Annotated in this window: 18 protein-coding genes; 11 read left to right on the top strand and 7 right to left on the bottom strand. The window is 70.4% G+C overall.

Annotated elements, in window-relative coordinates; genetic code table 11:
• Window positions 1–76 precede the first annotated feature (76 nt).
• The 4 genes from trpB to lgt all read left to right on the top strand — a co-directional run bounded on the left by trpB (window position 77) and on the right by lgt (window position 4,407).
• On the top strand, window positions 77–1,369 hold the full coding sequence (trpB, locus tag ACN20J_RS14355) for a tryptophan synthase subunit beta (RefSeq protein WP_055612139.1): 1,293 nt from the start codon (window positions 77–79) through the stop codon (window positions 1,367–1,369).
• Complete coding sequence (gene trpA, locus ACN20J_RS14350) at window positions 1,366–2,181, top strand: tryptophan synthase subunit alpha (RefSeq protein ID WP_189840340.1); 816 nt, start codon at window positions 1,366–1,368, stop codon at window positions 2,179–2,181. The genes trpB and trpA overlap by 4 nt, the downstream gene beginning before the upstream one ends.
• A gap of 101 nt (window positions 2,182–2,282) precedes the next feature.
• Window positions 2,283–3,056: a DsbA family protein gene (locus tag ACN20J_RS14345; protein ID WP_189840341.1), complete on the top strand. Its 774-nt coding sequence runs from the start codon at window positions 2,283–2,285 to the stop codon at window positions 3,054–3,056.
• A 205-nt stretch (window positions 3,057–3,261) separates the two neighbouring features.
• Entirely contained in the window at window positions 3,262–4,407 is a 1,146-nt protein-coding gene (gene lgt / locus ACN20J_RS14340; RefSeq protein ID WP_419666025.1) for a prolipoprotein diacylglyceryl transferase, read from the top strand.
• 67 nt (window positions 4,408–4,474) lie between these two features.
• On the opposite strand, the gene ACN20J_RS14335 is transcribed toward lgt, so the two are convergent.
• From ACN20J_RS14335 to ACN20J_RS14310, 6 genes are read right to left on the bottom strand one after another with little or no spacing between them, the layout of a single operon-like run.
• A complete protein-coding gene (locus ACN20J_RS14335) occupies window positions 4,475–5,338 on the bottom strand; it encodes an HpcH/HpaI aldolase/citrate lyase family protein (protein ID WP_361997383.1) in 864 nt (287 codons plus the stop codon).
• Window positions 5,335–6,543 (bottom strand): CaiB/BaiF CoA transferase family protein, encoded by a 1,209-nt coding sequence (locus tag ACN20J_RS14330; protein ID WP_189840344.1) that lies wholly within the window; start codon window positions 6,541–6,543, stop codon window positions 5,335–5,337. The genes ACN20J_RS14335 and ACN20J_RS14330 overlap by 4 nt, the downstream gene beginning before the upstream one ends.
• 43 nt (window positions 6,544–6,586) lie before the next feature.
• Complete coding sequence (locus tag ACN20J_RS14325; RefSeq protein ID WP_419666024.1) at window positions 6,587–8,104, bottom strand: ADP-ribosylglycohydrolase family protein; 1,518 nt, start codon at window positions 8,102–8,104, stop codon at window positions 6,587–6,589.
• Window positions 8,101–9,246: an ADP-ribosylglycohydrolase family protein gene (locus tag ACN20J_RS14320; protein WP_419666023.1), complete on the bottom strand. Its 1,146-nt coding sequence runs from the start codon at window positions 9,244–9,246 to the stop codon at window positions 8,101–8,103. Before ACN20J_RS14320 ends, ACN20J_RS14325 begins: the two co-directional genes overlap by 4 nt.
• A gap of 7 nt (window positions 9,247–9,253) precedes the next feature.
• A complete protein-coding gene (locus ACN20J_RS14315) occupies window positions 9,254–10,765 on the bottom strand; it encodes an ADP-ribosylglycohydrolase family protein (protein ID WP_419668881.1) in 1,512 nt (503 codons plus the stop codon).
• Window positions 10,651–11,664: an ADP-ribosylglycohydrolase family protein gene (locus ACN20J_RS14310; protein ID WP_190230343.1), complete on the bottom strand. Its 1,014-nt coding sequence runs from the start codon at window positions 11,662–11,664 to the stop codon at window positions 10,651–10,653. Before ACN20J_RS14310 ends, ACN20J_RS14315 begins: the two co-directional genes overlap by 115 nt.
• 275 nt (window positions 11,665–11,939) lie before the next feature.
• Between ACN20J_RS14310 and ACN20J_RS14305 the strand changes: the two genes are divergently transcribed.
• From ACN20J_RS14305 to ACN20J_RS14295, 3 genes are all read left to right on the top strand, one after another.
• Window positions 11,940–12,671, top strand: a complete 732-nt coding sequence (locus ACN20J_RS14305) for a VIT1/CCC1 transporter family protein (protein ID WP_419666021.1) — start codon at window positions 11,940–11,942, stop codon at window positions 12,669–12,671.
• Between the two features lie 373 nt (window positions 12,672–13,044).
• Window positions 13,045–17,637, top strand: a complete 4,593-nt coding sequence (gene gltB / locus ACN20J_RS14300) for a glutamate synthase large subunit (protein ID WP_190230341.1) — start codon at window positions 13,045–13,047, stop codon at window positions 17,635–17,637.
• Window positions 17,630–19,090 carry a glutamate synthase subunit beta gene (locus tag ACN20J_RS14295; protein ID WP_189840350.1) on the top strand — a complete coding sequence of 487 codons (1,461 nt, stop codon included), beginning with the start codon at window positions 17,630–17,632 and terminating at the stop codon, window positions 19,088–19,090. The genes gltB and ACN20J_RS14295 overlap by 8 nt, the downstream gene beginning before the upstream one ends.
• A gap of 349 nt (window positions 19,091–19,439) precedes the next feature.
• Here ACN20J_RS14295 and ACN20J_RS14290 read toward each other — a convergent pair whose 3' ends face one another.
• Window positions 19,440–20,291, bottom strand: coding sequence for a chitosanase (locus tag ACN20J_RS14290; protein ID WP_419666020.1), 852 nt, complete (start codon window positions 20,289–20,291; stop codon window positions 19,440–19,442).
• Window positions 20,292–20,366: 75 nt separating this feature from the next.
• On the opposite strand from ACN20J_RS14290, the gene ACN20J_RS14285 reads away from it, so the two are divergent.
• The 4 genes from ACN20J_RS14285 (at window position 20,367) to ACN20J_RS14270 (ending at window position 24,212) form a co-directional block, all read left to right on the top strand.
• Window positions 20,367–20,585 carry a hypothetical protein gene (locus ACN20J_RS14285; RefSeq protein WP_189840352.1) on the top strand — a complete coding sequence of 73 codons (219 nt, stop codon included), beginning with the start codon at window positions 20,367–20,369 and terminating at the stop codon, window positions 20,583–20,585.
• 18 nt (window positions 20,586–20,603) lie between these two features.
• Window positions 20,604–21,707 (top strand): hypothetical protein, encoded by a 1,104-nt coding sequence (locus ACN20J_RS14280; protein WP_361898236.1) that lies wholly within the window; start codon window positions 20,604–20,606, stop codon window positions 21,705–21,707.
• Window positions 21,708–21,743: 36 nt separating this feature from the next.
• The gene (locus ACN20J_RS14275) at window positions 21,744–22,466 is read left to right on the top strand and encodes a vWA domain-containing protein (RefSeq protein ID WP_189840354.1); all 723 of its coding nucleotides are present in this window, start codon (window positions 21,744–21,746) and stop codon (window positions 22,464–22,466) included.
• Window positions 22,467–22,580: 114 nt separating this feature from the next.
• Window positions 22,581–24,212, top strand: a complete 1,632-nt coding sequence (locus ACN20J_RS14270) for a cytochrome b (protein ID WP_190230338.1) — start codon at window positions 22,581–22,583, stop codon at window positions 24,210–24,212.

Below are 24,212 nucleotides of genomic sequence, written 5' to 3'. Positions count from 1 at the left end.
CGCCGGCGGCCGAGGCGCACACGTGACCGTCCATCCGACCTGTTGACCGGGGCTTTCGCCCCTGCGAGGTAACCGCATGCCCAGCGAGTTCTTCATTCCCGACCCCGAGGGTCAGGTCCCCAGCGCCGAGGGGTACTTCGGCGCGTTCGGCGGCAAGTTCATCCCGGAGGCGCTCGTCGCCGCCGTGGACGAGGTCGCCGTGGAGTACGACAAGGCGAAGTCCGACCCCGAGTTCGCCCGGGAACTGGACGACCTGCTCGTCCACTACACCGGCCGCCCCAGCTCCCTCACCGAGGTGCGGCGCTTCGCCGAACACGCCGGTGGCGCCCGGGTGTTCCTCAAGCGCGAGGACCTGAACCACACCGGCTCCCACAAGATCAACAACGTGCTCGGGCAGGCCTTGCTCACCCGGCGCATGGGCAAGACCCGGGTCATCGCCGAGACCGGCGCGGGCCAGCACGGCGTCGCGACGGCCACCGCCTGCGCGCTGTTCGGCCTCGAATGCACCATCTACATGGGCGAGATCGACACCCAGCGCCAGGCCCTGAACGTGGCCCGGATGCGCATGCTCGGCGCCGAGGTCATCGCCGTGAAGTCCGGCAGTCGCACGCTGAAGGACGCCATCAACGAGGCCTTCCGCGACTGGGTCGCCAACGTCGACCGCACCCACTACCTCTTCGGTACCGTCGCCGGACCCCACCCCTTCCCGGCCATGGTCCGCGACTTCCACCGCGTCATCGGCGTCGAGGCCCGCCGCCAGATCCTGGAGCGCGCGGGCCGTCTCCCCGACGCGGCCGTCGCCTGCGTCGGCGGCGGCTCCAACGCCATCGGCCTCTTCCACGCCTTCATCCCGGACGCGGACGTACGCCTCATCGGCTGCGAGCCCGCCGGACACGGCATCGAGACCGGCGAGCACGCGGCAACCCTCACCGCGGGCGAGCCCGGCATCCTGCACGGCTCGCGGTCGTACGTCCTCCAGGACGAGGAGGGCCAGATCACCGAGCCGTACTCGATCTCGGCCGGACTCGACTACCCGGGCATCGGCCCCGAGCACGCGTACCTCAAGGACAGCGGCCGCGGTGAGTACCGTGCCGTCACCGACGACGCGGCGATGCAGGCCCTGCGCCTGCTCTCCCGTACCGAGGGCATCATCCCGGCGATCGAGAGCGCGCACGCGCTGGCCGGGGCCCTGGAGGTCGGCAAGGAGCTGGGGCCCGACGGGCTGATCGTCGTCAACCTCTCCGGGCGCGGCGACAAGGACATGGACACGGCCGCCCGTTACTTCGGCCTGTACGACGAGGGCGCCGACGCCGTCGTCGAGGCGGACGCCGACAGCGACAGCGCGGAGATCGAGGGGGACGCCAAGTGAGCGGCAACATCGAGCTGTTGAGCGACACCCTCGCCGGTGCGAAGGCCGAGGGGCGGTCCGCGCTCATCGCGTACCTGCCCGCAGGCTTCCCGACCGTCGACGGCGGGATCGCGGCCATCAAGGCGGTCTTCGAGGGCGGCGCGGACGTCGTCGAGGTGGGGCTGCCGCACAGCGACCCGGTCCTCGACGGACCGGTCATCCAGACCGCCGACGACATCGCCCTGCGCGGCGGCGTCAAGATCGCGGACGTCATGCGCACGGTCCGCGAGGCGTACGAGGCGACCGGCAAGCCCGTCCTCGTGATGACGTACTGGAACCCGATCGACCGCTACGGCGTCGAGCGCTTCACCGCCGAGCTGGCCGAGGCGGGCGGAGCGGGCTGCATCCTGCCCGACCTGCCCGTCCAGGAGTCCGCGCTGTGGAGGGAGCACGCCGAGAAGCACGGCCTCGCGACCGTCTTCGTCGTCGCGCCCAGCAGCAAGGACGCCCGGCTCGCCGAGATCACGAAGGCGGGCTCCGGCTTCGTCTACGCGGCCTCGCTGATGGGCGTCACCGGGACGCGTGAGTCCGTGGGCGCGCAGGCCCAGGACCTGGTGCGGCGCACCAAGGCCACCACCGACATCCCGGTCTGTGTCGGCCTCGGCGTCTCGAACGCCGAGCAGGCCTCCGAGGTCGCGGGCTTCGCCGACGGCGTCATCGTCGGCTCGGCCTTCGTGAAGCGGATGCTGGACGCCCCGGACGAGGCCGCGGGCCTGGACGCCGTACGCGCCCTCGCCGCCGACCTCGCGAAGGGCGTGCGCGGCACGGCGTGATCCATGTCCGTTCGAGCACGTAACGGACAATCCGCTCACTCGAACGGGTGGACCTGGGGCCGGGGAGGCGCGGTGCGCCTCCCCGGTTCGTTCTGCGGGATGTGAGCGAGAAGAACCGTGACGGAAAGCGCACCGCCCGCGAGCGGCTGGCGGAAGAGCGAGCGAAGCAGAAGACGGCGGAGAAGCGCCGGCGCGTGCTGATCGTGGGCGGTGCCGTCGTCTGCGTGCTGGCACTGGCCGCGGTCGGCGGTGTGCTGGCCGCGAACGCAGGCAAGGACAAGACCGACACGGCGGGCCCGGTGACGGCCCCCTCGGGTGCGAACGGCGACGACAGCCTGGCCATCCCCGTCGGCAAGGAGAGCGCCAAGTCCACCCTCACCGTGTGGGAGGACTTCCGCTGCCCGGCCTGCAAGAGCTTCGAGGACGCCTACCGCTCGACGATCCACGAGCTGACGGACGCCGGACAGCTCAAGGTCGAGTACCACCTCGCGACCCTGATCGACGGGAACATGCGCGGCAGCGGCTCCCTGCGCGCGGCCAACGCCGCGGCGTGCGCCCAGGACGCCGGGAAGTTCACCGCGTACCACGACGTGCTGTTCGAGAACCAGCCCGCCGAGACGGACGACGCGTACGCGAAGAACAGCAAGCTGATCGAGCTGGCCGGCAAGGTCGACGGGCTGGACACCGGCACGTTCAAGAAGTGTGTCGACGACGGGGCGCACGACAGCTGGGTCGCCAAGTCCCACCAGGCCTTCCAGGGCGGCGGCTTCAGCGGCACACCGACGGTGCTGCTGAACGGCAAGAACATCTACCAGGACCAGTCGATGACCCCGGCGAAGCTGAAGCAGATGGTGCAGCAGGCCGACAAGGCGTGAGGCGCGAAGCCGCAGAGGCGGAGGCGCGAGGCGCCGAGGTCTGAGGCCGTGGTGGTAGGTGGAGCAGGAGGCCGATGGGCCGCAGGGGCTTCGCGGATGTCACATCCGCACCGGAGGCCCCGTGGGTCCCGTCGGTCTCGTTATGGAGCCGTAGCCCGGGCGGGTTGCCGTACCTGCCGCCCGGCAGGGTAGCGTCGACTCCGCCATGGAAATTGCCTACATCCCCAGCCCGTCGCGCGGAGTGTACGAACTATTCGGCGTCATTCCGCTGCGCGGCTACGCGTTCTGCATCATCATCGGCGTCTTCGTAGCCGTCTGGCTCGGCAACAAGCGATGGATCGCGCGCGGGGGCCGACCAGGCACCGTGGCGGACGTCGCCGTGTGGGCCGTGCCGTTCGGTCTCGTCGGCGGGCGGCTCTACCACGTCATCACCGACTACCAGCTGTACTTCAGCGAGGGTCAGGACTGGGTCGACGCCTTCAAGATCTGGGAGGGCGGCCTCGGTATCTGGGGCGCCATCGCGTTCGGCGCGGTGGGTGCCTGGATCGGCTGCCGCAGCCGTGGGGTCCCGCTGCCCGCGTGGGCCGACGCCCTCGCACCCGGCATCGCCCTCGCGCAGGCCATCGGCCGCTGGGGCAACTGGTTCAACCAGGAGCTGTACGGGCGGGAGACGGACCTCCCCTGGGCGCTGCACATCACGTCCACGACGGACGGCCGGGTGCCGGGCTACTACCACCCGACCTTCCTGTACGAGTCCTTGTGGTGCATCGGTGTCGCGGTCCTCGTCATCTGGGCCGACCGGCGCTTCAAGCTCGGCCACGGCCGCGCCTTCGCCCTGTACGTGGCCGCGTACTGCGCGGGCCGCTTCTGGATCGAGGCCATGCGGGTCGACGAGGCCCACCACTTCCTGGGGATGCGCCTCAACGAGTGGACCTCGATCGTCGTCTTCCTCCTCGCCGTCCTCTACATCGTCCTGTCGGCCCGGCGCCGTCCCGGACGCGAAGAGGTCGTCGAACCGGGTGCCTCCGACGGGGACACCGACGACGACAGCGCCGCGGTGAAGCTGGACAAGAAGTCCGAGGACGAGGACTCCGAGACCAAGGACTCGGAGGACAAGAAGTCCGACGCTGAGACGTCCGAGGCAAAGGCGTCCGAGGCCAAGACGTCTAGGGCCAAGACGTCCAAGGCCAAGACGTCCGAGGCCGTGAAGTCCGAGGACGAGAAGGAGACGGCCGAGGCCGACTCCGACTCCGAATCCGGCTCCGGTTCCGCTGAGTCGGAGACCGCGGACTCGTCGAGTTCCGTCGAGGCGAAGGACGAAGAGGCCGAGTCGGCGGCGAAGAAGGCCTGACCTCAGTTCGTACGTGGAGGGGGCGTCCCGAGCAGTCGGGGCGCCCCCTCCACGTGTGTGTGCACGGCTAGCGGCGGCGGGCCAGTGCCAGGGTGCGGTGGGCCGCCGCCACCACCGCCGCGTCGATGAAGCGGCCGTCCGGGAGTGCCTGGGCGCCGGAGTGGGTGGCCGCGGCCTTGACGACCGACTCGGCCGATTCGATGTCCTCCGGGGTCGGGAGGTAGGCCGTCTCGATCACCGGGAGCTGGCGGGGATGGATGGCCGCACGGCCGAGGAAGCCGAGCGCGCGGCCGTGGGCGCAGGACGCGGCCAGACCGGCGAGGTCGCGTACGTCGGTATGGACGGACTGGGGAGGCGGGGCGAGACCGGCCGCGCGGGCCGCCAGGACCACTCGGGAGCGGGGCCAGTCGAGGCCCGCGTCGTCGCGTACTCCCAGGTCGGCCCGGAGGTCGGCCTCGCCGAGCGCGATGCCGCGCAGTGCGGTGTGGGCCGTGGCGATCGCGTAGGCGTGCTCGACGGCGAGGGCCGATTCCAGGAGGGCGTACAGGGGGAGGTGCGGGGCCCTGTCCGCCGCACGTACGACCTGGGCGGGGGTCGTGACCTTGGGCAGGCGGATGCCCGCGAGGCTCGACAGGGGCGGGAGCGCGGCGAGGGTCCGGAGGTCGGCGACGGACTCCGGGCTGTCCAGGGCGTTGACGCGCACGTGCACCGGCACCGGGAGCGGGGACGGCTCGGACAGGAGGTCGGCGGTGGCGGCGCGGGCGTACTCCTTGCGGTCGGGGGCGACCGCGTCCTCCAGGTCGACGACGACCACGTCGGCGCCCGCGACCAGGGCCTTGGCCACCACTTCGGGGCGGTCGCCGGGGACGTACAGCCAGGTGAGAGCGAAAGCGTCGGTCGCTCCGGTGGCGTCGGTTGCTTCCGTGGTCACAGCGCGCCCTCCGATCTGAGCGTGGTGATCTCGGCCTCCGTCAGGCCGAGTTCGGCGAGGACGGTGTCCGTGTCGGCGCCGTGCGGGCGGCCCGCCCAGCGGATTCCGCCGGGGGTCTCGGTGAGGCGGAAGAGGACGTTCTGCATGCGCAGCGGGCCCAGTTCGGGGTCGTCGACGGTGGTGACAGTGTCGAGGGCCGCGTACTGAGGGTCCGTCATGACATCGCGTACGTCCTGGATGGGGGCCACCGCCGCCTCCGCCTTCTCGAACTCCGCGATGACCTGCTCGCGGGTGTGGTCGGCGATCCACGATCCGACCGCCTCGTCGAGGACGTCCGTGTGGCGGGCCCGTTCCGCGCCGGTGGTGAACCAGGGTTCGGCGGTCAGGTCCGGGCGGCCGACCAGACGCATCACGCGTTCGGCGACCGACTGGGCCGAGGTCGAGACGGCGACCCAACTGCCGTCCGCGGTGCGGTAGGTGTTGCGGGGCGCGTTGTTCTGGGAGCGGTTGCCCGTGCGGGGCTGGACGTGGCCCAACTGGTCGTACCAGAGCGGCTGCGGGCCCAGCACCGTGAGGATCGGCTCGATGATCGCCATGTCGACGACCTGCCCGCGGCCCGTGCGGTCGCGGGCGGCGAGGGCCGTCATCACCGCGTACGCCGTGGCCAGGCCCGCGATCGAGTCGGCGAGGCCGAAGGGCGGGAGTGTCGGCGGGGCGTCCGGTTCGCCGGTGATCGCGGCGAAACCGCTCATCGCCTCGGCGAGCGTGCCGAAGCCGGGGCGGTGCGCGTACGGGCCGAACTGGCCGAAGCCGGTGACGCGGGCCAGGACCAGGCGGGGGTTCGCTGCCGAGAGCTCCTCCCAGCCGAGGTCCCACTTCTCCAGGGTCCCGGGGCGGAAGTTCTCGATGATCACGTCGGCGGAGGCGGCCAGGCGGAGGAGGGTGGTTCGGCCGCCGTCGGTGGAGAGGTCCAGCGTCATCGTGCGTTTGTTGCGGCCGAGGAGTTTCCACCACAGGCCGATGCCGTTCTTCGACGGGCCGTGGCCGCGGGACGGGTCCGGTCTGCGCGGGTGCTCGACCTTGATGACCTCCGCGCCGAAGTCCCCGAGCATCGTGGCGGCGAGGGGGCCGGCGAAGAGGGTCGCGAGGTCGAGGACGCGGAGGCCGGTGAGGGGTGCCGGTGCGGTCACGGCGGTGTGGGTCATGGGTGGGGGGACTCCTGGTGGGGGTGGGGGAGGGGCCGTTCGGTCAGGCGGTCGGGCGGGTTGCCAGTTGGGCTGTCAGGTCGGCGAGGGTGTCGAAGCCCGTGCCGTTGAAGTCGCCGATGGATGTGGCCAGTCGGTTCTTGAGCGGGGTCGTCCAGCGGGACGGGATCGCCTCGCGGGCGCCCGCGAGCAGGCCCGTGATCGAGCCGGCCGTCGCGCCGTTCGAGTCCGTGTCCCAGCCGCCCGATACGACACGGCAGATCGAGGCCGTGAAGTCGCCGTCCGCGTGGGTGAGCGCGGCGGCGAGCAGGGCCGTGTTGGGGATGGCGTGGACCCAGTGGTACGCGGCGTGAGTGGCGTGCAGTTCGTCGACCACCGCCTCGAAGTCCCGCTGTTCCGTGGCCAGTTGGATCGCGTGGCGGACGGCTTCGGCGAGGCGGGAGTCGGGGGGTACGACGGTGAGGCCCGTACGGAGGCAGGCGTGGATGTCGCTCGTGCCGGTGGCCGCCTCAGAGATGGCCGCCGCCGTGAACATCGCCGCGTAGACGCCGTTGGCGGTGTGGGTGAGGGTGGCGTCCCTGTGGGCCTGTTCCGCGGCGGTCGCCGGGGCGCCCGGGTTGGTCCAGCCGTGGGCGTCCGCGCGGATCAGGGCGCCGATCCATTCTCGGAACGGGTTGCGGTGCCGGGCCGTGTGCGGGGGTTCGATGCCGTCCAGGAGGTTGCGGTAGGCGACTCGTTCCGCGGTGAACGTGCGGCCCGCCGGGAGTTCGTCCAGCCAGAGGCGGGCCACGTCCGTGGTGGTGAAGTGCTTGCCGTGGCGTTGGAGGAGCAGGAGGTTCAGGAGGGGGTAGTTGAGGTCGTCGTCCTCCGGCATGCCGTCGATGTTCTCGGCGAGGGAGGTGGTCGCGGAGCGGCGGTTCCAGGGGTGGGTGGCTTTGAGGTCCGGGGGGAGGCCTCGTTCTGTGAACCAGGTGGTCAGGGGCCAGTTGCCGGTGGCTTTGGCCAGTGCTCTGATGCCGTCCAGGGGGAGTTTTTCCACTGGCTTGCCGAGTAGGCAGCCTGCGGCTCTGCCCAGCCAGGCGGCTTCCAGGCGGGGGTGGAGTGTGGTGGGGGTGAGGGACGCTTTTTCTTCCCCAGACCCACCCCTTCCCGAAACTGGGGGCGCTGCCCCCAGACCCCCGGAGCTGCTGCTGGGGTCCGCTGTGCCCACCCGTTCCGCCCTTGCGGAACGCCTGCCCACAGCGGTGCAGAGGGGGTCCTCTGCCGTTGTGGGCCAGTTGGGGCATAGGGCCCGGATCCTGGGCAGGGCTGTTGGTTCCTTGTCCTTCAACCTGCTTGGTAGGTCCGTCAGTTCGTCCAGGAGGTCCTGGGCCAGTGCCCTTAGGTAGGGGGAGGCCGGGTGGGGGGAAGCGCCTGCTCGTTGCGGGGACTGGGGGCCGCCCGCCCTGTGCCAGCGTGACGCGATGGCCGATGGTTCTCGGCCGTCCTCCTCCGCCTGGTGGAGTTCGTGGCCCAGTAGGTCCTCCGGCTGGACCCAGGTCAGGCGCAGGAGGGGGGTCATGACAGCTCCGCGTAGGCCGTCTCGTGGGTGCGGCGGCGGGCGGTGTCGCGGGTGAAGATCTCGCGGGTCACCTCTGTGAGGGTCGTCGCGGGGGCCTGCAGGTCCAGGCGGCTGGACTCCGCGACCGTCTTGGCCCAGTCGGGCGGGATCTCCGCACCGAGGGCGCCCGCGAGAGCCCCGGACATCGTGGCGATCGAGTCGCAGTCGCGGCCGTAGTTCACCGAGCCCAGGACCGCGTGCCGGTAGTCGCCGCGGGCGATCAGCAACATGGCGAGAGCCACCGGGAGTTCCTCGATGGAGTGGATGCGGGAGGGGCGGCGGGCGCCCAGGGACGGGGCGCGGTAGTCGGGGCCCACCGTGTCGTAGGGAGCCACCGCCTCGCGCAGGGGGCGTAGCGCCGACTCGAAGTCCGAGTAGCGCGATGCCGTGTCGCAGACCGTTTCGATGGCCGCCCGGGTGCCGTCCTTCGACAGGGACAGACAGGCCTCGATCACCGAGTCCGGGGTCGCACCCGGGGTGCAGGCCGCCGCCACCCCTGCCGCGAAGACGCCCGCCGCCTCTCGTCCGTACGACGACTGGTGGGCGCCCGCGATGTCGAGGGCCTCGGCGTACGCGCCCGCCGGGTTGGCCGCGTTGACCAGGCCGACCGGGGCCATGTACATCGCCGCACCGCAGTTGACGATGTTGCCGGTGCCGGCCTCGCGGGGGTCGACGTGGCCGTAGTGGATCCGTGTCACCAGCCACTTCTCCGCCAGGAAGATCCGGTGGAGGGGGAGGGCCTCGGCCTCCAGCTCCGGGATCCAGCGCGGTGTCGTCATCAGGTCGGGGACCAGGTGGTCGGCGACGGCGTACGCGTCCAGGTGGTCGCGGACCTTCGCGTACACCCGTACCAGCGCGTGGGTCATCAAGGTGTCGTCGGTGACGTGGCCGTCGCCCTTGTGGTACGGGGCGATGGGGCGGGCCGTGCGCCAGTCGTCGCCGTTCCAGGGGCCGACGATGCCGTGGACCCGGCCGCCGTGGCGTTCGGCGATCTGCTCGGGGGAGTAGCCCTCGACGGGGCCGCCGAGCGCGTCTCCGACGGCGGCCCCTACGAGGCTGCGGGTGATCCGTTCTTCCAGGGTTGCGGGTGCGGTGGGCGTCATGTCCGAATCATCCCCCTGAGAGGGCCAGTTCCGTGGCTGCCAGCAGTTCGGCGAGTTCCACCAGGTCTGTGCCCGTCAGACGGGGGAGCGCGCAGCCCGAGAGCGTGCGGCACGCGTCTCGCCAGGACGCCGGGATCGCCGTGCCGCCGCCGATCGCGCCGGTCAGCGCGCCGACGAGAGCGGGGGCCGAGTCCGCCACCCGCGACAGACACGCGGCCGCGGGTACCGCCTCGGCGATCCGGCCGTGCGAGGCGGTCGCGAGCGCGAGGGCCACCGGGACGGTCTCGGCCGCGGCGATGCCATAGCTGTAGACGTGGTCGACGATCTGGTGTTCCAGCAGCGGTACGAGGCTGAAGGCGCTGTCGGCCTCGCGGGCGAGCGTCAGCGCGTGGCGGGCGTTGCGGCCGATCTCCGTGGACTCCGGGAGTTCGGCGAGCGCGGCTGCCACGCAGGTGTCGGCGTCCTCGCCGGCCAGGGCGAGGGCCAGCGCCGCCGCCATCGCTCGGGCGCCGTGCACGCCGTCGCCGTCCTGGGTGTAGCGGGCGTCGAACTCGGCCAGTTCCGCGGCGAGTTGAGGGTCCCCGGCGTGGGCCACGGCCAGTACGCAGGCCCGTACGCAGGCCGCGTCGTCGAAGTAGTGGGGGTTGTCGTGGCCGGTGGCGGGTGGGCGCAGGCCGGTGGCGAGGTTGCCGAGGCCCGCCCGTACGGAGATGCGGGCGCGCAGGGGGAGTACGGCCGACTCGACCTCGGGGGCGCGGTCCGCCGCCGCGGCTACCTCGCTGGCGATGGCGTTCCAGGAGAGGTCGATGGCCGCGCGCATGCGGCGTTCTCGGCTCAGGTCGCCGAGTGCGCCGGGGTCGGTGGCGCGCAGGACCGCCTCCGCTGCGAAGGCCGCCCATTCGGCGTCGTCCGAGGGGCCGAGGCGGAGGGGTTCCGGGGGTTGGTTCAGGGCGATGGGGACGGGGAGGGTGGTCGTCGCGTTCTGTTCGGCGAAGGTGTCCAGTTCTCGGGTGAGGCGTCTGGTCCATTCGGGCATGCGGGCGGCTCTGTGTCTGGCTGCGGGCCAGCCGGCGGCGTCGCCTGCGGCTAGGCCGAGCAGGAGGCCTTCGATTCGGCGGTGGGTGTTGGTCCGGGTTGTGATGTGCGGGTCTGTGGGGGCTGGGTGCGCAGTTCCCCGCGCCCCTGAGGGGGTGGTGGGGGGCCGGGGTGTGGTGTGCGGGTCGGTGGGGGCTGGGTGCGCAGTTCCCCGCGCCCCTGGGGGAGTCGTGGGCGTCCGGGGTGTGGTGTGCGGGTCCGTCGGCGCTGAGTGCGCAGTTCCCCGCGCCCCTGAAGGGGCGGCCGGGTGTGCCGTTCCCCGTGTTCCTGAAGGGGCGCCCTCGTTCGGGTCGTTCAGTAGTTCTGGTTTCACTGGGGTACCTCGTCCTCGTCCGGGGTCAGGAGGTCCGCCACGTCGAGGATGTGGTGGCCCTGCATGGATGGGAGGCAGCTGCCTTTTGCCGGGCCGATTGCCGCTGACCAGGTCGGGGGGATCGATGAGACGCCCTTTGTCGCGCCGGCCAGGGCGCCCGCCACCGCTGCCGTGGTGTCGGCGTCGCGGCCCATGTTCACGGCGGTCAGGACCGCTTCCGTGAAGTCGCCGTCGGCTGCCGCGTACGCGCCGAAGGCCAGGGCGACGGCCTCGGGGGCGAGGTCGGTCCAGGGGTAGCCGCCGATGACGACGGCCGAGCGGACGGCGCGTTCGCCGCGGTGGGCGCAGGCGACGGCACGGCGCAGGGAGCGGGCCGTCCAGGAGTCGTCGGGGATCACCGCCAGGGCCGAGGCAACCACCACCATCGTCGGGGCGCCCGCCATCGCCGCGGCCACGCCCGCCGCGACCGCCTGGCCGCCGTAGATGCCCTCGCCGTCGTGGCTCACCGAACCGTCGATGGCCACCAGACGGGCGGCCTCCGCGGGGCGGCCCGCCGCAAAGACGCCGAAGGGGGCCGCGCGCATGGCGAGACCGTCGCTCCAGGCGTGCCGGTGCTGGGCGGAGATCGGGGCGGCCAGGCCCCGCCGCAGGTTCTCCAGCGTGCCGCGCTCGCTGAAGCCCGCGCCCCGGAAGGGACCCTCGTCCAGGTCGGCGATCCACTGGTGCCAGGCCACCTCCACATGCCGGGGCGTGAGCGCCGAGCCGTGCCGGGCCAGGAGCAGCCCGGAGAAGATCGCGTACTCCGTGTCGTCCGTGCCGGCCGGAGTCTCGGTCACGTATCCCGTGATGCGGCCCCAGCGTGCGCGGATCTCGGACGGCTTCATGTTCTCGGCGGGCGCCCCCAGCGCGTCCCCGACGGCGAGTCCCAGCAGCGCGCCGCGCGCCCGGTCGCGGAGACCGGCGGCGCCCCCGGGGGCCGGGACCGAGGGAACGCAGGCAATCGAAGCCATGACGGTGCCTCTCCATCGCGGGGTCCCGGAAGGTCTGAGGGACCCTTTGCGGATCTGTCCCCACCAAGTGGTTCGGCGGAGCCTCGCGCGGCCCAGCGTCACCCGGTCGACATTTGTGCGCAGGTCCCTACGGATGAGCGAAGAGCGGTGAAAGCCCAGGTAAGTACGGCCTTCCTTGCTGGCGAGCGTGAAATTTCGGGCGTAGCTTGGGTGTTATCCAAAAGTAGAAACAGTCCAAGTGGCACAGCTCAAACAGCATTTCGGGAGACCCAGGCATGGCCATCATCGAGACCGAGGCGACTCTTCACGAGGCGCACCGTGACAACCACACGCACCGGGACGTCAGCGGCGGCTGGCTGCGCCCGGCCGTCTTCGGTGCGATGGACGGTCTGGTCTCCAACCTGGCGTTGATGACGGGTGTGGCGGGCGGTGCCGTCTCGCATCGGACGATCGTCATCACCGGGCTCGCGGGGCTGGCCGCCGGCGCCTTCTCCATGGCGGCCGGCGAGTACACCTCCGTCGCCTCGCAGCGCGAGCTCGTCGAGGCCGAACTCGACGTCGAGCGGCGGGAGTTGAGGAAGCACCCCAAGGACGAGGAGCGTGAGCTCGCCGAGCTGTACCAGGCGCGGGGCGTCGAGCCCGACCTTGCCCGTGAGGTCGCCCGGCAGCTGTCGAAGGATCCCGAGCAGGCCCTGGAGATACACGCCCGCGAGGAGCTGGGCATCGATCCCGGTGACCTGCCCTCGCCGAGCGTCGCCGCCGTGTCGAGCTTCGGCTCGTTCGCCCTGGGCGCTCTGCTCCCCGTACTTCCCTACCTGCTGGGCGCGAGCGCCCTGTGGCCCGCTCTGCTGCTCGCGTTCCTCGGGCTCTTCGCGTGCGGTGCGATCGTGGCCAGGGTGACCGCGAAGTCCTGGTGGTACAGCGGACTGCGGCAGCTCGCGCTGGGCGGCGCCGCCGCCGGTGTGACGTACGCCCTGGGCACCCTGTTCGATACGGCCGTAGGATGACCCCCGCGCCGTCGAGTCGAGCAGCTATGCAAGGGACTGCATAAGTAGTCGTTACTCGGCGGTTTCGAATCCTTAACCACTGGGCATGAGCCGTAAGCGCTGCGGGCAATGAAGCCTGCACAGCATTTGAAGCGTTGGGCGACGTTGCCTGCCGCGATCGGGCCGACGGTCATTGATCTGTCCGAAAAGGTCCCCTTGTTCAGCCGCCACGAGCGGCCTTCGCCGCGACCCGCGGCGTCCGCATGTTGGAACGCCGTATCCGGTTCCCGAGAACGGCTCCATCATGTAACCTGCACGAAATTTTGCACCTTTCGCAGAGGGCCAACGTCGTCCCTCGGCACTTGCATATGCCACGACGACGACGGGAGAGCCGATGCGTACGCCGCGCCAGCCGTCCCAGCACTCCGCGAATGGCCAGAACTGGTCCTTCATGGATGCTCGCCCTGCCGCGCAGGGGATGTACGACCCGCGCAACGAGCACGACGCCTGTGGCGTCGGCTTTGTGGCCACCCTCACCGGTGAGGCGAGCCATGCGCTGGTCGAGCAGGCGCTGACCGTGCTCCGCAATCTGGAGCACCGCGGCGCGACCGGCTCGGAGCCCGACTCCGGCGACGGGGCCGGGATCCTTTCCCAGGTGCCCGACACCTTCTTCCGCGAGGTGGCCGAATTCGAGCTGCCCGAGGCGGGCTCGTACGCGGTCGGTATCGCCTTCCTTCCGGAGGACACCGCCGACGAGGCCGTCTCACGGATCGAGACGATCGCCGCCGACGAGGGTCTGACGGTCCTCGGCTGGCGCGAGGTCCCGACCGCCCCCGAGCTCCTCGGCGCCACCGCCCGCTCGACGATGCCCCTCTTCCGTCAGGTCTTCGTGACGGACGGATCCAGCCAGGGCATCGACCTCGACCGCAGGGCGTTCGTGCTGCGCAAGCGCGCCGAGCGCGAGGCCGACGTGTACTTCCCGTCGCTCTCCGCCCGGACCATCGTCTACAAGGGCATGCTGACCACCGGCCAGCTGGAGCCCTTCTTCCCGGACCTGTCCGACCGCCGCTTCGCCTCCGCGATCGCGCTCGTGCACTCCCGGTTCTCCACGAACACCTTCCCGAGCTGGCCGCTCGCCCACCCGTACCGCTTCGTCGCGCACAACGGCGAGATCAACACGGTCAAGGGCAACCGCAACTGGATGGTGGCCCGCGAGTCCCAGCTCGTCTCCGACCTGTTCGGCGACAAGGGCCTCGACCGCGTCTTCCCGATCTGCACGCCCGACGCCTCCGACTCCGCGTCCTTCGACGAGGTGCTCGAACTCCTGCACCTGGGCGGCCGTTCGCTCCCGCACTCCGTGCTGATGATGATCCCGGAGGCGTGGGAGAACCACGACTCCATGGACCCGGCCCGCCGCGCCTTCTACCAGTTCCACTCCACGATGATGGAGCCCTGGGACGGCCCGGCCTGTGTCACCTTCACCGACGGCAAGCAGGTCGGCGCCGTACTGGACCGCAACGGTCTGCGCCCCGGCCGCTACTGGGTCACCGACGACGGCCTCGTCGTGCTCGGCTCCGAGGTCGGCGTCCTCGACATCGACCCCGCGAAGGTCGTCCGCAAGGGCCGCCTGCAGCCCGGCCGCATGTTCCTCGTCGACACCGTCGAGCACCGCATCATCGAGGACGACGAGATCAAGGCCGGCCTCGCTGCCGAGAACCCGTACGCGGAGTGGCTGGAGGCCGGCGAGATCGAGCTGGAGGACCTCCCGGAGCGTGAGCACATCGTGCACACGCACGCCTCCGTCACCCGCCGCCAGCAGACCTTCGGCTACACCGAGGAAGAGCTGCGCGTCATCCTCGCGCCGATGGCCAAGTCCGGCGGCGAGCCCCTCGGCTCCATGGGCACGGACTCGCCGATCGCGGCCCTGTCCGAGCGCCCCCGTCTGCTCTTCGACTACTTCACCCAGCTGTTCGCGCAGGTCACCAACCCGCCGCTGGACGCCATCCGCGAGGAGCTCGTCACCTCGCTGCGCTCCTCCCTCGGCCCCGCGAGCAACCTCCTGGAGCCGACCGCCGCGTCCTGTCGCAGCGTCACCCTGCCCTTCCCGGTGATCGACAACGACGAGCTGGCCAAGCTCATCCACATCAACGCCGACGGCGACATGCCGGGCATGAAGGCCGCGACGCTGTCCGGTCTGTACCGGGTCTCCGGCGGCGGCGACTCGCTCGCCGCGCGCATCGAGGAGATCTGCACCGAGGCCGACGCCGCCATAGAGAACGGCGCCCGGCTGATCGTCCTCTCGGACCGTCACTCCGACGCCGAGCACGCACCGATCCCCTCGCTGCTCCTCACCGCGGCCGTCCACCACCACCTCATCCGCACCAAGCAGCGCACCCAGGTGGGCCTGCTGGTCGAGGCCGGCGACGTCCGAGAGGTCCACCACGTGGCCCTCCTCATCGGCTTCGGCGCCGCGGCCGTCAACCCGTACCTCGCGATGGAGTCCGTCGAGGACCTCGTCCGGGCGGGCACGTTCCTTCCCGGCATGGAGTCCGAGCAGGCCATCCGCAACCTGATCTACGCGCTCGGCAAGGGCGTCCTCAAGGTCATGTCCAAGATGGGCATCTCCACCGTCGCCTCCTACCGCGGCGCCCAGGTCTTCGAGGCCGTCGGTCTCGACACGGCCTTCGTCCAGAAGTACTTCATCGGCACGGCCACCAAGATCGGCGGCGTCGGCATCGACGTCATCGCCAAGGAGGTCGCCGCCCGCCACGCGAAGGCGTACCCGGCCAGCGGCATCGCGCCCGCGCACCGCGCCCTCGACATAGGCGGCGAGTACCAGTGGCGCCGCGAGGGTGAGCCGCACCTGTTCGACCCGGAGACGGTCTTCCGCCTCCAGCACTCCACGCGCACCCGCCGCTACGACATCTTCAAGAAGTACACGGACCGCGTGAACGAGCAGTCCGAGCGCCTGATGACGCTCCGCGGCCTGTTCGGCTTCAAGTCCGGCCGCGAGCCGATCTCCATCGACGAGGTCGAGCCGGCGAGCGAGATCGTCAAGCGCTTCTCCACCGGCGCCATGTCCTACGGCTCCATCTCCAAGGAAGCCCACGAGACGCTCGCCATCGCCATGAACCAGCTGGGCGGCAAGTCCAACACCGGTGAGGGCGGCGAGGACGCGGACCGTCTGTACGACCCGGCGCGCCGCTCGTCCATCAAGCAGGTCGCCTCCGGCCGCTTCGGTGTGACCTCCGAGTACCTGGTCAACGCGGACGACATCCAGATCAAGATGGCCCAGGGCGCCAAGCCCGGCGAGGGCGGCCAGCTGCCCGGCCACAAGGTCTACCCGTGGGTCGCCAAGACCCGGCACTCCACCCCGGGTGTCGGTCTGATCTCCCCGCCGCCGCACCACGACATCTACTCCATCGAAGACCTCGCCCAGCTGATCCACGACCTGAAGAACGCGAACCCGCAGGCGCGGATCCACGTGAAGCTGGTCTCCGAGGTCGGCGTCGGCACAGTCGCCGCGGGTGTCTCCAAGGCGCACGCGGACGTCGTCCTCATCTCCGGCCACGACGGCGGTACGGGCGCATCGCCCCTGACCTCCCTCAAGCACGCCGGTGGCCCCTGGGAGCTCGGCCTCGCCGAGACCCAGCAGACGCTGCTGCTCAACGGCCTGCGCGACCGCATCGTCGTACAGACCGACGGCCAGCTGAAGACCGGCCGTGACGTCGTCATCGCCGCCATGCTCGGCGCCGAGGAGTTCGGTTTCGCGACCGCGCCGCTCGTCGTCTCCGGCTGCGTCATGATGCGCGTCTGCCACCTGGACACCTGCCCGGTCGGCATCGCCACGCAGAACCCGGTGCTGCGCGACCGGTACGCCGGCAAGGCCGAGTACGTCGTGAACTTCTTCGAGTTCATCGCCGAGGAGGTCCGCGAGATCCTCGCCGAGCTGGGCTTCCGCACGATCGAGGAGGCCGTCGGCCACGCCGAGCACCTCGACGTGGAGCGGGCGGTCACCCACTGGAAGGCGCAGGGCCTGGACCTGTCCCCGCTCTTCTACGTGCCGGAGCTGCCCGAGGGCACTCCGCTCCACCAGGTCATCGAGCAGGACCACGGCCTGGAGAAGGCGCTCGACAACGAGCTGATCAAGCTCGCCGCCGACGCGCTCGCCGCGGACTCCGCCACCGGTGCCCAGCCGGTGCGCGCGCAGGTCGCGATCCGCAACATCAACCGCACGGTCGGCACCATGCTCGGCCACGAGGTGACGAAGAAGTTCGGCGGCGCGGGCCTGCCCGACGACACCATCGACATCACCTTCACCGGTTCCGCGGGCCAGTCCTTCGGCGCCTTCCTGCCGCGCGGTGTGACGCTGCGCCTGGAGGGCGACGCCAACGACTACGTCGGCAAGGGCCTCTCCGGCGGCCGGGTGATCGTCCGTCCCGACCGGGGCGCCGACCACCTCGCCGAGTTCTCGACGATCGCGGGCAACACCATCGCGTACGGCGCGACCGGCGGCGAGCTGTTCCTGCGGGGCCGTACCGGCGAGCGCTTCTGCGTCCGCAACTCCGGCGCGACGGTGGTCTCCGAGGGCGTGGGCGACCACGGCTGCGAGTACATGACCGGCGGTCACGCGGTCGTGCTCGGCGAGACGGGCCGCAACTTCGCGGCCGGTATGTCGGGCGGCATCGCGTACGTCATCGACCTGAACCGCGACAACGTCAACGTCGGCAACCTCGGCGCGGTCGAGGAGCTCGACGACACCGACAAGCAGTGGCTGCACGACGTCGTGCGCCGCCACGCCGAGGAGACCGGCTCCACGGTCGCCGAGAAGCTCCTCGCCGAGTGGGCCGTGTCGGTGGAGCGCTTCAGCAGGATCATCCCCAGCACGTACAAGGCAGTGCTCGCCGCCAAGGACGCCGCCGAGCGAGCCGGTCTCACCGAGACCGAGATCACCGAGAAGATGATGGAGGCGGCGACCAATGGCTGATCCCAAGGGCTTTCTCAACCACGGCCGCGAGGTCGCCAGGACCCGTCCGGTGGACGTGCGTCTCAAGGACTGGAACGAGGTCTACGTTCCGGGCTCGCTGCTCCCCATCATCCCCACGCAGGCCAGCCGTTGCATGGACTGTGGCATCCCGTTCTGCCACAACGGCTGTCCGCTCGGGAACCTCATCCCCGAGTGGAACGACTACGCGTACCGCGAGGACTGGTCCGCCGCCTCGGAGCGCCTGCACGCCACGAACAACTTCCCGGAGTTCACGGGCCGGCTCTGCCCCGCCCCGTGCGAGTCGGCGTGCGTCCTCGGCATCAACCAGCCCGCCGTGACCATCAAGAACGTCGAGGTCTCGATCATCGACAAGGCGTGGGACAGCGGCGACGTCGCGCCCCAGGCGCCCGAGCGGCTCTCCGGCAAGACGGTCGCGGTCATCGGCTCCGGCCCGGCCGGCCTGGCCGCCGCGCAGCAGCTCACCCGGGCCGGCCACACCGTGGCGGTCTACGAGCGCGCCGACCGCGTCGGCGGCCTCCTGCGCTACGGCATCCCCGAGTTCAAGATGGAGAAGCGGCACATCAACCGCCGCATCGAGCAGATGCGCGCGGAGGGCACCCGCTTCCGTACGGGCATCGAGATCGGCCGCGACCTCAAGGCGACGGACCTGCGCAAGCGGTACGACGCCGTGGTCATCGCGGCCGGCGCGACCGTCTCCCGCGACCTGCCCGCCCCCGGGCGCGAGCTGAACGGCATCCACTTCGCGATGGAGTACCTGCCGCTCGCCAACAAGGTGCAGGAGGGCGACTACGTGGCGCCCCCGATCACCGCCGAGGGCAAGCACGTCGTCGTCATCGGCGGCGGCGACACGGGCGCGGACTGCGTGGGCACCGCCCACCGCCAGGGCGCGGCCTCCGTCACGCAGCTGGAGATCATGCCCCAGCCGGGCGAGGACCGTGCTCCGCACCAGCCCTGGCCGACGTTCCCCATGCTCTACAAGGTCACCTCCGCGCACGAGGAGGGCGGCGAGCGGGTCTACTCCGTCTCCACCACCCACTTCGAGGGCGACGAGGACGGCAACGTGCAGTGGCTGCACCTCGTCGAGGTCGAGTTCATCGACGGCAAGCTGACGCAGAAGGCGGGCACCGAGCGCAAGATCCCCGCCCAGCTCGTCACCCTCGCCATGGGCTTCACGGGCACCGACCAGGAGAACGGCCTCGTCTCCCAGTTCGGCCTCGACCTGGACGAGCGCGGCAACATCGCCCGCGACGCCGACTTCGCGACCAACATCCCCGGTGTGTACGTCGCCGGTGACGCCGGGCGTGGTCAGTCCCTCATCGTGTGGGCCATCGCGGAGGGCCGCTCGGCCGCCCGCGGTGTCGACCGCTTCCTGACCGGGGAGAGCGAGCTGCCGGCGCCGATCCGGCCCACGGACCGCTCCCTCATGGTCTGATCCTTCATGGTCTGACGCTCCACCTCAACAGACGTCCCGTACAAAGGCGTACGGAACTGAACGCGGCGCCTGCCTTTTGTCCCCGACCGGACGATGGTGGGCGCCGTGGTGCGTCTTGGGTCTTTTTCTCGCCCCCGCCGCCCCTACCCGTCCCGTCCCTGGGGGCTGCCGCCCCCAGACCCCCGCTATCGGCCTGAACGGCCTCGTCCTCAAACGCCGGACGGGCTGAGTGTGTCGGCCCGGGCTGCGAAATCTTCAGCCTCTCCGGCGTTTGAGGAGCGGGGGTTCGGGGGCGGAGCCCCTGAAAAGGGACGGGAATGGGTAGGGGCGGCGGGGGCGAGGAATGGCTTTAGCCGACCTTGTACGTCACCCCGTACACCTTCCACTCCAGCGGCGTGCGAAGGCCCAGGTTGCCGTCGTACAGGAACCTCCGCTGGGCCGTGTCCACGCGGGTCGTGTTGCGTTTTTCGGACTTCATGGTCTCGCGACGGGTGTCGAGGAAGATGTCGAGGTAGCTCTGCTCGTCGCCGCCCTCCGCGGGGGTGTCGGCCTCGGCCATGGCACGCTCGCGGATGCCGTGGAAGCCGGGATCGCCGGGGCCGTGCATGACCATGGCGTCGTAGTAGATGAACTGGCCGAGGGCACCCAGGCCGTCACTCTTGGCGAGGCGGACCGCCGGGTCGAAGTAGATGCGGTCGCGCTGGGAGTCCTGGACGCGCTTGAAGGCGTCCTTCTGCGCCTCCTCCTTCCAGGCGGCGGTGAAACCGGGGTCCAGGCCCTCGTGGGAGTCCGAGCCGTCGACGGAGCGAAGGGCCGGCAGATACGGCTCCAGGGCGTTGTCAGGATGGGACTCGGTGTACAGCTCGACCAGCTTGAGTAGGTCGTGCGTGCCGGTGGTGAAGCCGATGATCCCGGCGGTGTAGCCACGGCCGTCGCCTATGTCCTCGATGTAGTCGTACTGGGCGCGCCAGTCGAGGCTGGAGTTCTCGGCGCTCGACACGATCCGCTGGGCCAGCTCCTTCATCTTGGGGGAGTCCAGGTCGGCGGCCGACCCGGAGGAGGACGAGGAGGACGAGGCCGACGGGGAGGATTTCCGGGCGTCCGAGGGCCCGTCGTCGCCCTTCTGGTCGGGCACGGCGAAGTACACCGTCACCGCGACGAGAGGGACGGCGACGAACATCAGACGGCCAGCGCGTTTCATGGGCAAAGAGTACGATCGGCCCGGAGTGCCGTGCCGCATCGGGTGGAGAAACCAGTGAGCGTCGGGGGAGGACCTGTGAGCGCGGAAGAACTGGCGCTGCTGCGGGCGGAGTTGGGCGCCCCACCGCCGGAGAGCTTCGGATCGCTGGACGACACACAGGCCCGGACTCTCACGCTGGCACTGCGCCGGGCCCGGGAGCGCCGGGCATCCGGGCTGAACGAGGCCGTCGAGGACGCCCTGACCCTCGTACCGGCCCTGACCAGGGAACCCCTCCGCCGGATACTCTTCCGTTAGCCAGGAGACCCCTCCCGCATGGACACACTGCGCAGCAGGGCCGAGATCCTCAAGCTCGCCCGCCTGCTGGATGTCGAACCACGGCAGCTGGCGTTCCTCGAAGAGCTGCCCGCCGAGGACGTACGCGCCTTCCGCGAGAGATCCGTCGCCGCGCTCTTCGACGACGCCCCCGGAATCCTCGACCGCATCGCCGCGAAGACCAAGCTGCTGCCCGCGGGTATCGCCGCCGCCATCTCGCAGAAGGCACTCGGGCCGCAGCTCGCCGCCGCCCTCGCCGGACGCCTCGAACCCGGCCGCGCCGCCGACATCATCGAGCGGCTCCCGCCCGAGTTCACGGCCCGCTGCTGCCACCACGTCGACCCGCGCCGGATCGCCGGGATCATGGGCAGACTGGACGACGACATCGTCGTACGGATCGCCCTCGTCCTCGCCGACCGCCGCGACCACCTCACGATGGGCCGGTTCGTCGGGCATCTGCGGGACTCCGCGCTGCTGCGGATCCTGCCGCGGCTCGACGACACGACCCTGCTGCTCACCGGCTTCGTCATCGACCATCCCGAACGGCTCGGCCACATCGTCGAGCTGCTGGGCGAGGAGCGGCTGACGTCGGTCATCGGGTCCGCCGCCGACCGCGGGCTGTGGCCGGAGGCCATGGCCGTCGCGAGCATGGCCTCCGGTGAACAGCGGGCCCGCATCGCCTCCCTCACCGCCGCCCAGCCCGAGGCCCGGCTCGACTCCCTCGTCCGTACCACCGCCGAGCAGGACCTGTGGGAGTCGCTCCTGCCGATCGTGGCCGCGCTCGACGAGGACGAGCTGCGGGCCGTCGCCAGGCTGCCCTCGCTGCGAGACCGCGCGGTGCTCGACGGGCTCGTCCGCGGGGTGGTGGCGACCGGGCTGTGGGCGGAGTTCCTCCCGATGGTGGCGGCCCTGCCGCCGACCGCCCGGCGGATCGTCGCCAAGGCCGCGGGGACGCTCTCCGATCCCGACCTCGACGCGCTGGCCGTCGGCGTGGAGAAGGAGGACCTGTGGGAACTGGTGTTTCCGCTGGTCGAGTTGATGGGTGACGGGGCCCGGCGGCGGCTCTTCGAACTGCCGGCGTTCCGGGAGCGGGCGGCCGGTTAGGCTCATCCGGTCGGATCATGGCCGGAAGGAGCCCGCATGGCCGGGATCAGCCTCACCAAGGTGGAGGAGACCGCGCCCGCGCTGGTCAGCCTCTACAAGAGCGCGGGGGTCTCCCTCACCAAACACGGACTGAGCGGGCAGCGGGCCGCCGTCTATCTCGTCGTCGACTACTCGGGGTCGATGAAGCCGTACTACGCCGACGGCAGCGTGCAGGCGCTCGCCGACCGTGTGCTCGGTCTGAGCGCGCACTTCGACGATGACGGGACCGTGCCGGTCGTCTTCTTCTCCACGGACGTCGACGCGGTGACCGACATCGCGCTCGACAGTCACGCGGGGCGGGTGGAGCGGATCGTCGCCGGGCTCGGACACATGGGCAAGACCAGCTACCACCTGGCGATGGACGCCGTCATCGACCACTACCTCGACAGCGGCTCCAAGGACCCCGCCCTGGTCGTCTTCCAGACCGACGGCGGCCCGATCAACAAGCTCGCCGCGGAGCGGTACCTGTGCAAGGCCGCGAAGCTGCCCCTGTTCTGGCAGTTCATCGGCTTCGGGGACCCGTCCAGCAAGCAGTTCGACTTCCTGCGCAAGCTCGACGACCTGGCCGTTCCGGGGAAGCGGGTCGTGGACAACGCCGGGTTCTTCCACGCCGGTTCGGATCCCCGCCGGGGTGTCTCCGACGGTGAGCTGTACGACCGGCTGCTGGGCGAGTTCCCAGGGTGGCTGTCGGCGGCTCGGGCCGCGGGGATCGTCGAATGACGGTGCGGGCCGGCAGCCCCCACCGGCCCGCGGCCGAATCGGGAACCTGACCAACCCCTTTGGCTTCGCAGAACCCCGTGCCACTCTGAACGGAGCCTATGGGGAGGGCCACGGATGGACGCGCGGAGCAACGGGAGAGCGGCACAGACGGGCAAGGGCGAGAAGGTGGCGGACTGGGCCGACGGACGGCTCGGGATCTACTCCCTGGCCAAGACCCAGATGCGCAAGGTGTTCCCGGACCACTGGTCCTTCATGCTGGGCGAGGTCTGCCTCTACAGCTTCCTCATCCTGATCCTCACCGGCGTCTACCTCACCCTCTTCTTCGAGCCCAGCGCCGCCGAGGTCGTCTACAACGGCTCGTACGAACCCCTCAATGGCATCATCATGACCAGGGCGTACGAGTCCACCCTCGACATCAGCTTCGACGTGCGCGGCGGACTGCTGATCCGGCAGATCCACCACTGGGCGGCAATCGTCTTCGTCGCCGGAATGCTCGTCCACATGATGCGCGTGTTCTTCACGGGCGCCTTCCGCAAGCCGCGCGAGCTGAACTGGCTGTTCGGCTGGACCCTGCTGTTCCTCGGCATCATCACCGGCCTGACCGGCTACTCGCTCCCCGACGACCTGCTCTCCGGCACCGGCCTCCGCTTCGCGCAGGGCGCGATCCTGTCGGTGCCGATCGTGGGCACGTATCTCGCGTTCTTCCTCTTCGGAGGGGAGTTCCCGGGACACGACATCATCTCCAGGCTGTACCCGATCCATGTCCTCCTGCTGCCCGGGATCATGCTCGGCCTGGTCGTCGCCCATCTGATCCTGGTCTTCTACCACAAGCACACCCAGTACCCCGGGCCCGGCCACGAGCAGAAGTCCGTGGTGGGCATGCCGTTCATGCCGGTCTACATGGCCAAGGCCGGCGGCTTCTTCTTCCTGGTCTTCGGCGTGCTGTCGATGATGGGCGCGATCGCGACGATCAACCCCGTGTGGGCCTTCGGGCCCTACCGTTCCGACCTGGTCACCACCGGCGCCCAACCGGACTGGTATCTCGGCTTCTCCGAAGGGCTGATCCGGGTGATGCCGGGATGGGAGATCAACGCCTGGGGCCACACCCTGCAGTTGGGCGTCTTCATCCCCTTCTCCCTCTTCCCGCTGATCATGGTGGCGATCGCCGTCTACCCGTTCATCGAGGCGTGGATCACCGGGGACAAACGCGAGCACCACATCCTGGACCGGCCGCGCAACGTCCCCACACGCACGGGGCTCGGCGTCGCCTGGCTGAGTCTGTACGGCGTACTGCTGATCGGCGGCGGCAACGACATCGTGGCCACGCATCTGCATCTGTCGATCAACTCGATCACCTGGTTCGTACGGATCGCCTTCTTCGTGGTCCCGGTGATCGCCTTCATCATCACCAGACGCGTCTGCATGGGGCTCCAACGCAGCGACCGCGACAAGGTGTTGCACGGCAGGGAGTCCGGCGTCATCAGGCGGCTGCCGCACGGCGAGTTCGTCGAGGTGCACGAACCCCTCACCCCGGCCCAGCGGTTCACCCTCACCCAGCACGAGCAGGACCCGCCCTACGACCTGGGCCCGCTCGTCGACGCGAACGGCGTCGAGCGGAAGGTCAGGCCGTCCCAGCGGCTGCGCGCCCGTCTCGCCAGTGCCATGTACGGGCAGAACGCGCAGATCCCCAAGCCGACCGTCGAGGAGTACCGCGAACTCACGAGCAGCGACGACCACCATCACTGA

Source organism: Streptomyces sp. 2-1 (assembly GCF_048564895.1).
GTDB lineage: Bacteria > Actinomycetota > Actinomycetes > Streptomycetales > Streptomycetaceae > Streptomyces > Streptomyces phaeochromogenes.
Note: the sequence above shows the minus strand (reverse complement) of the source record. Positions and strands in the feature narration are given on the sequence as shown.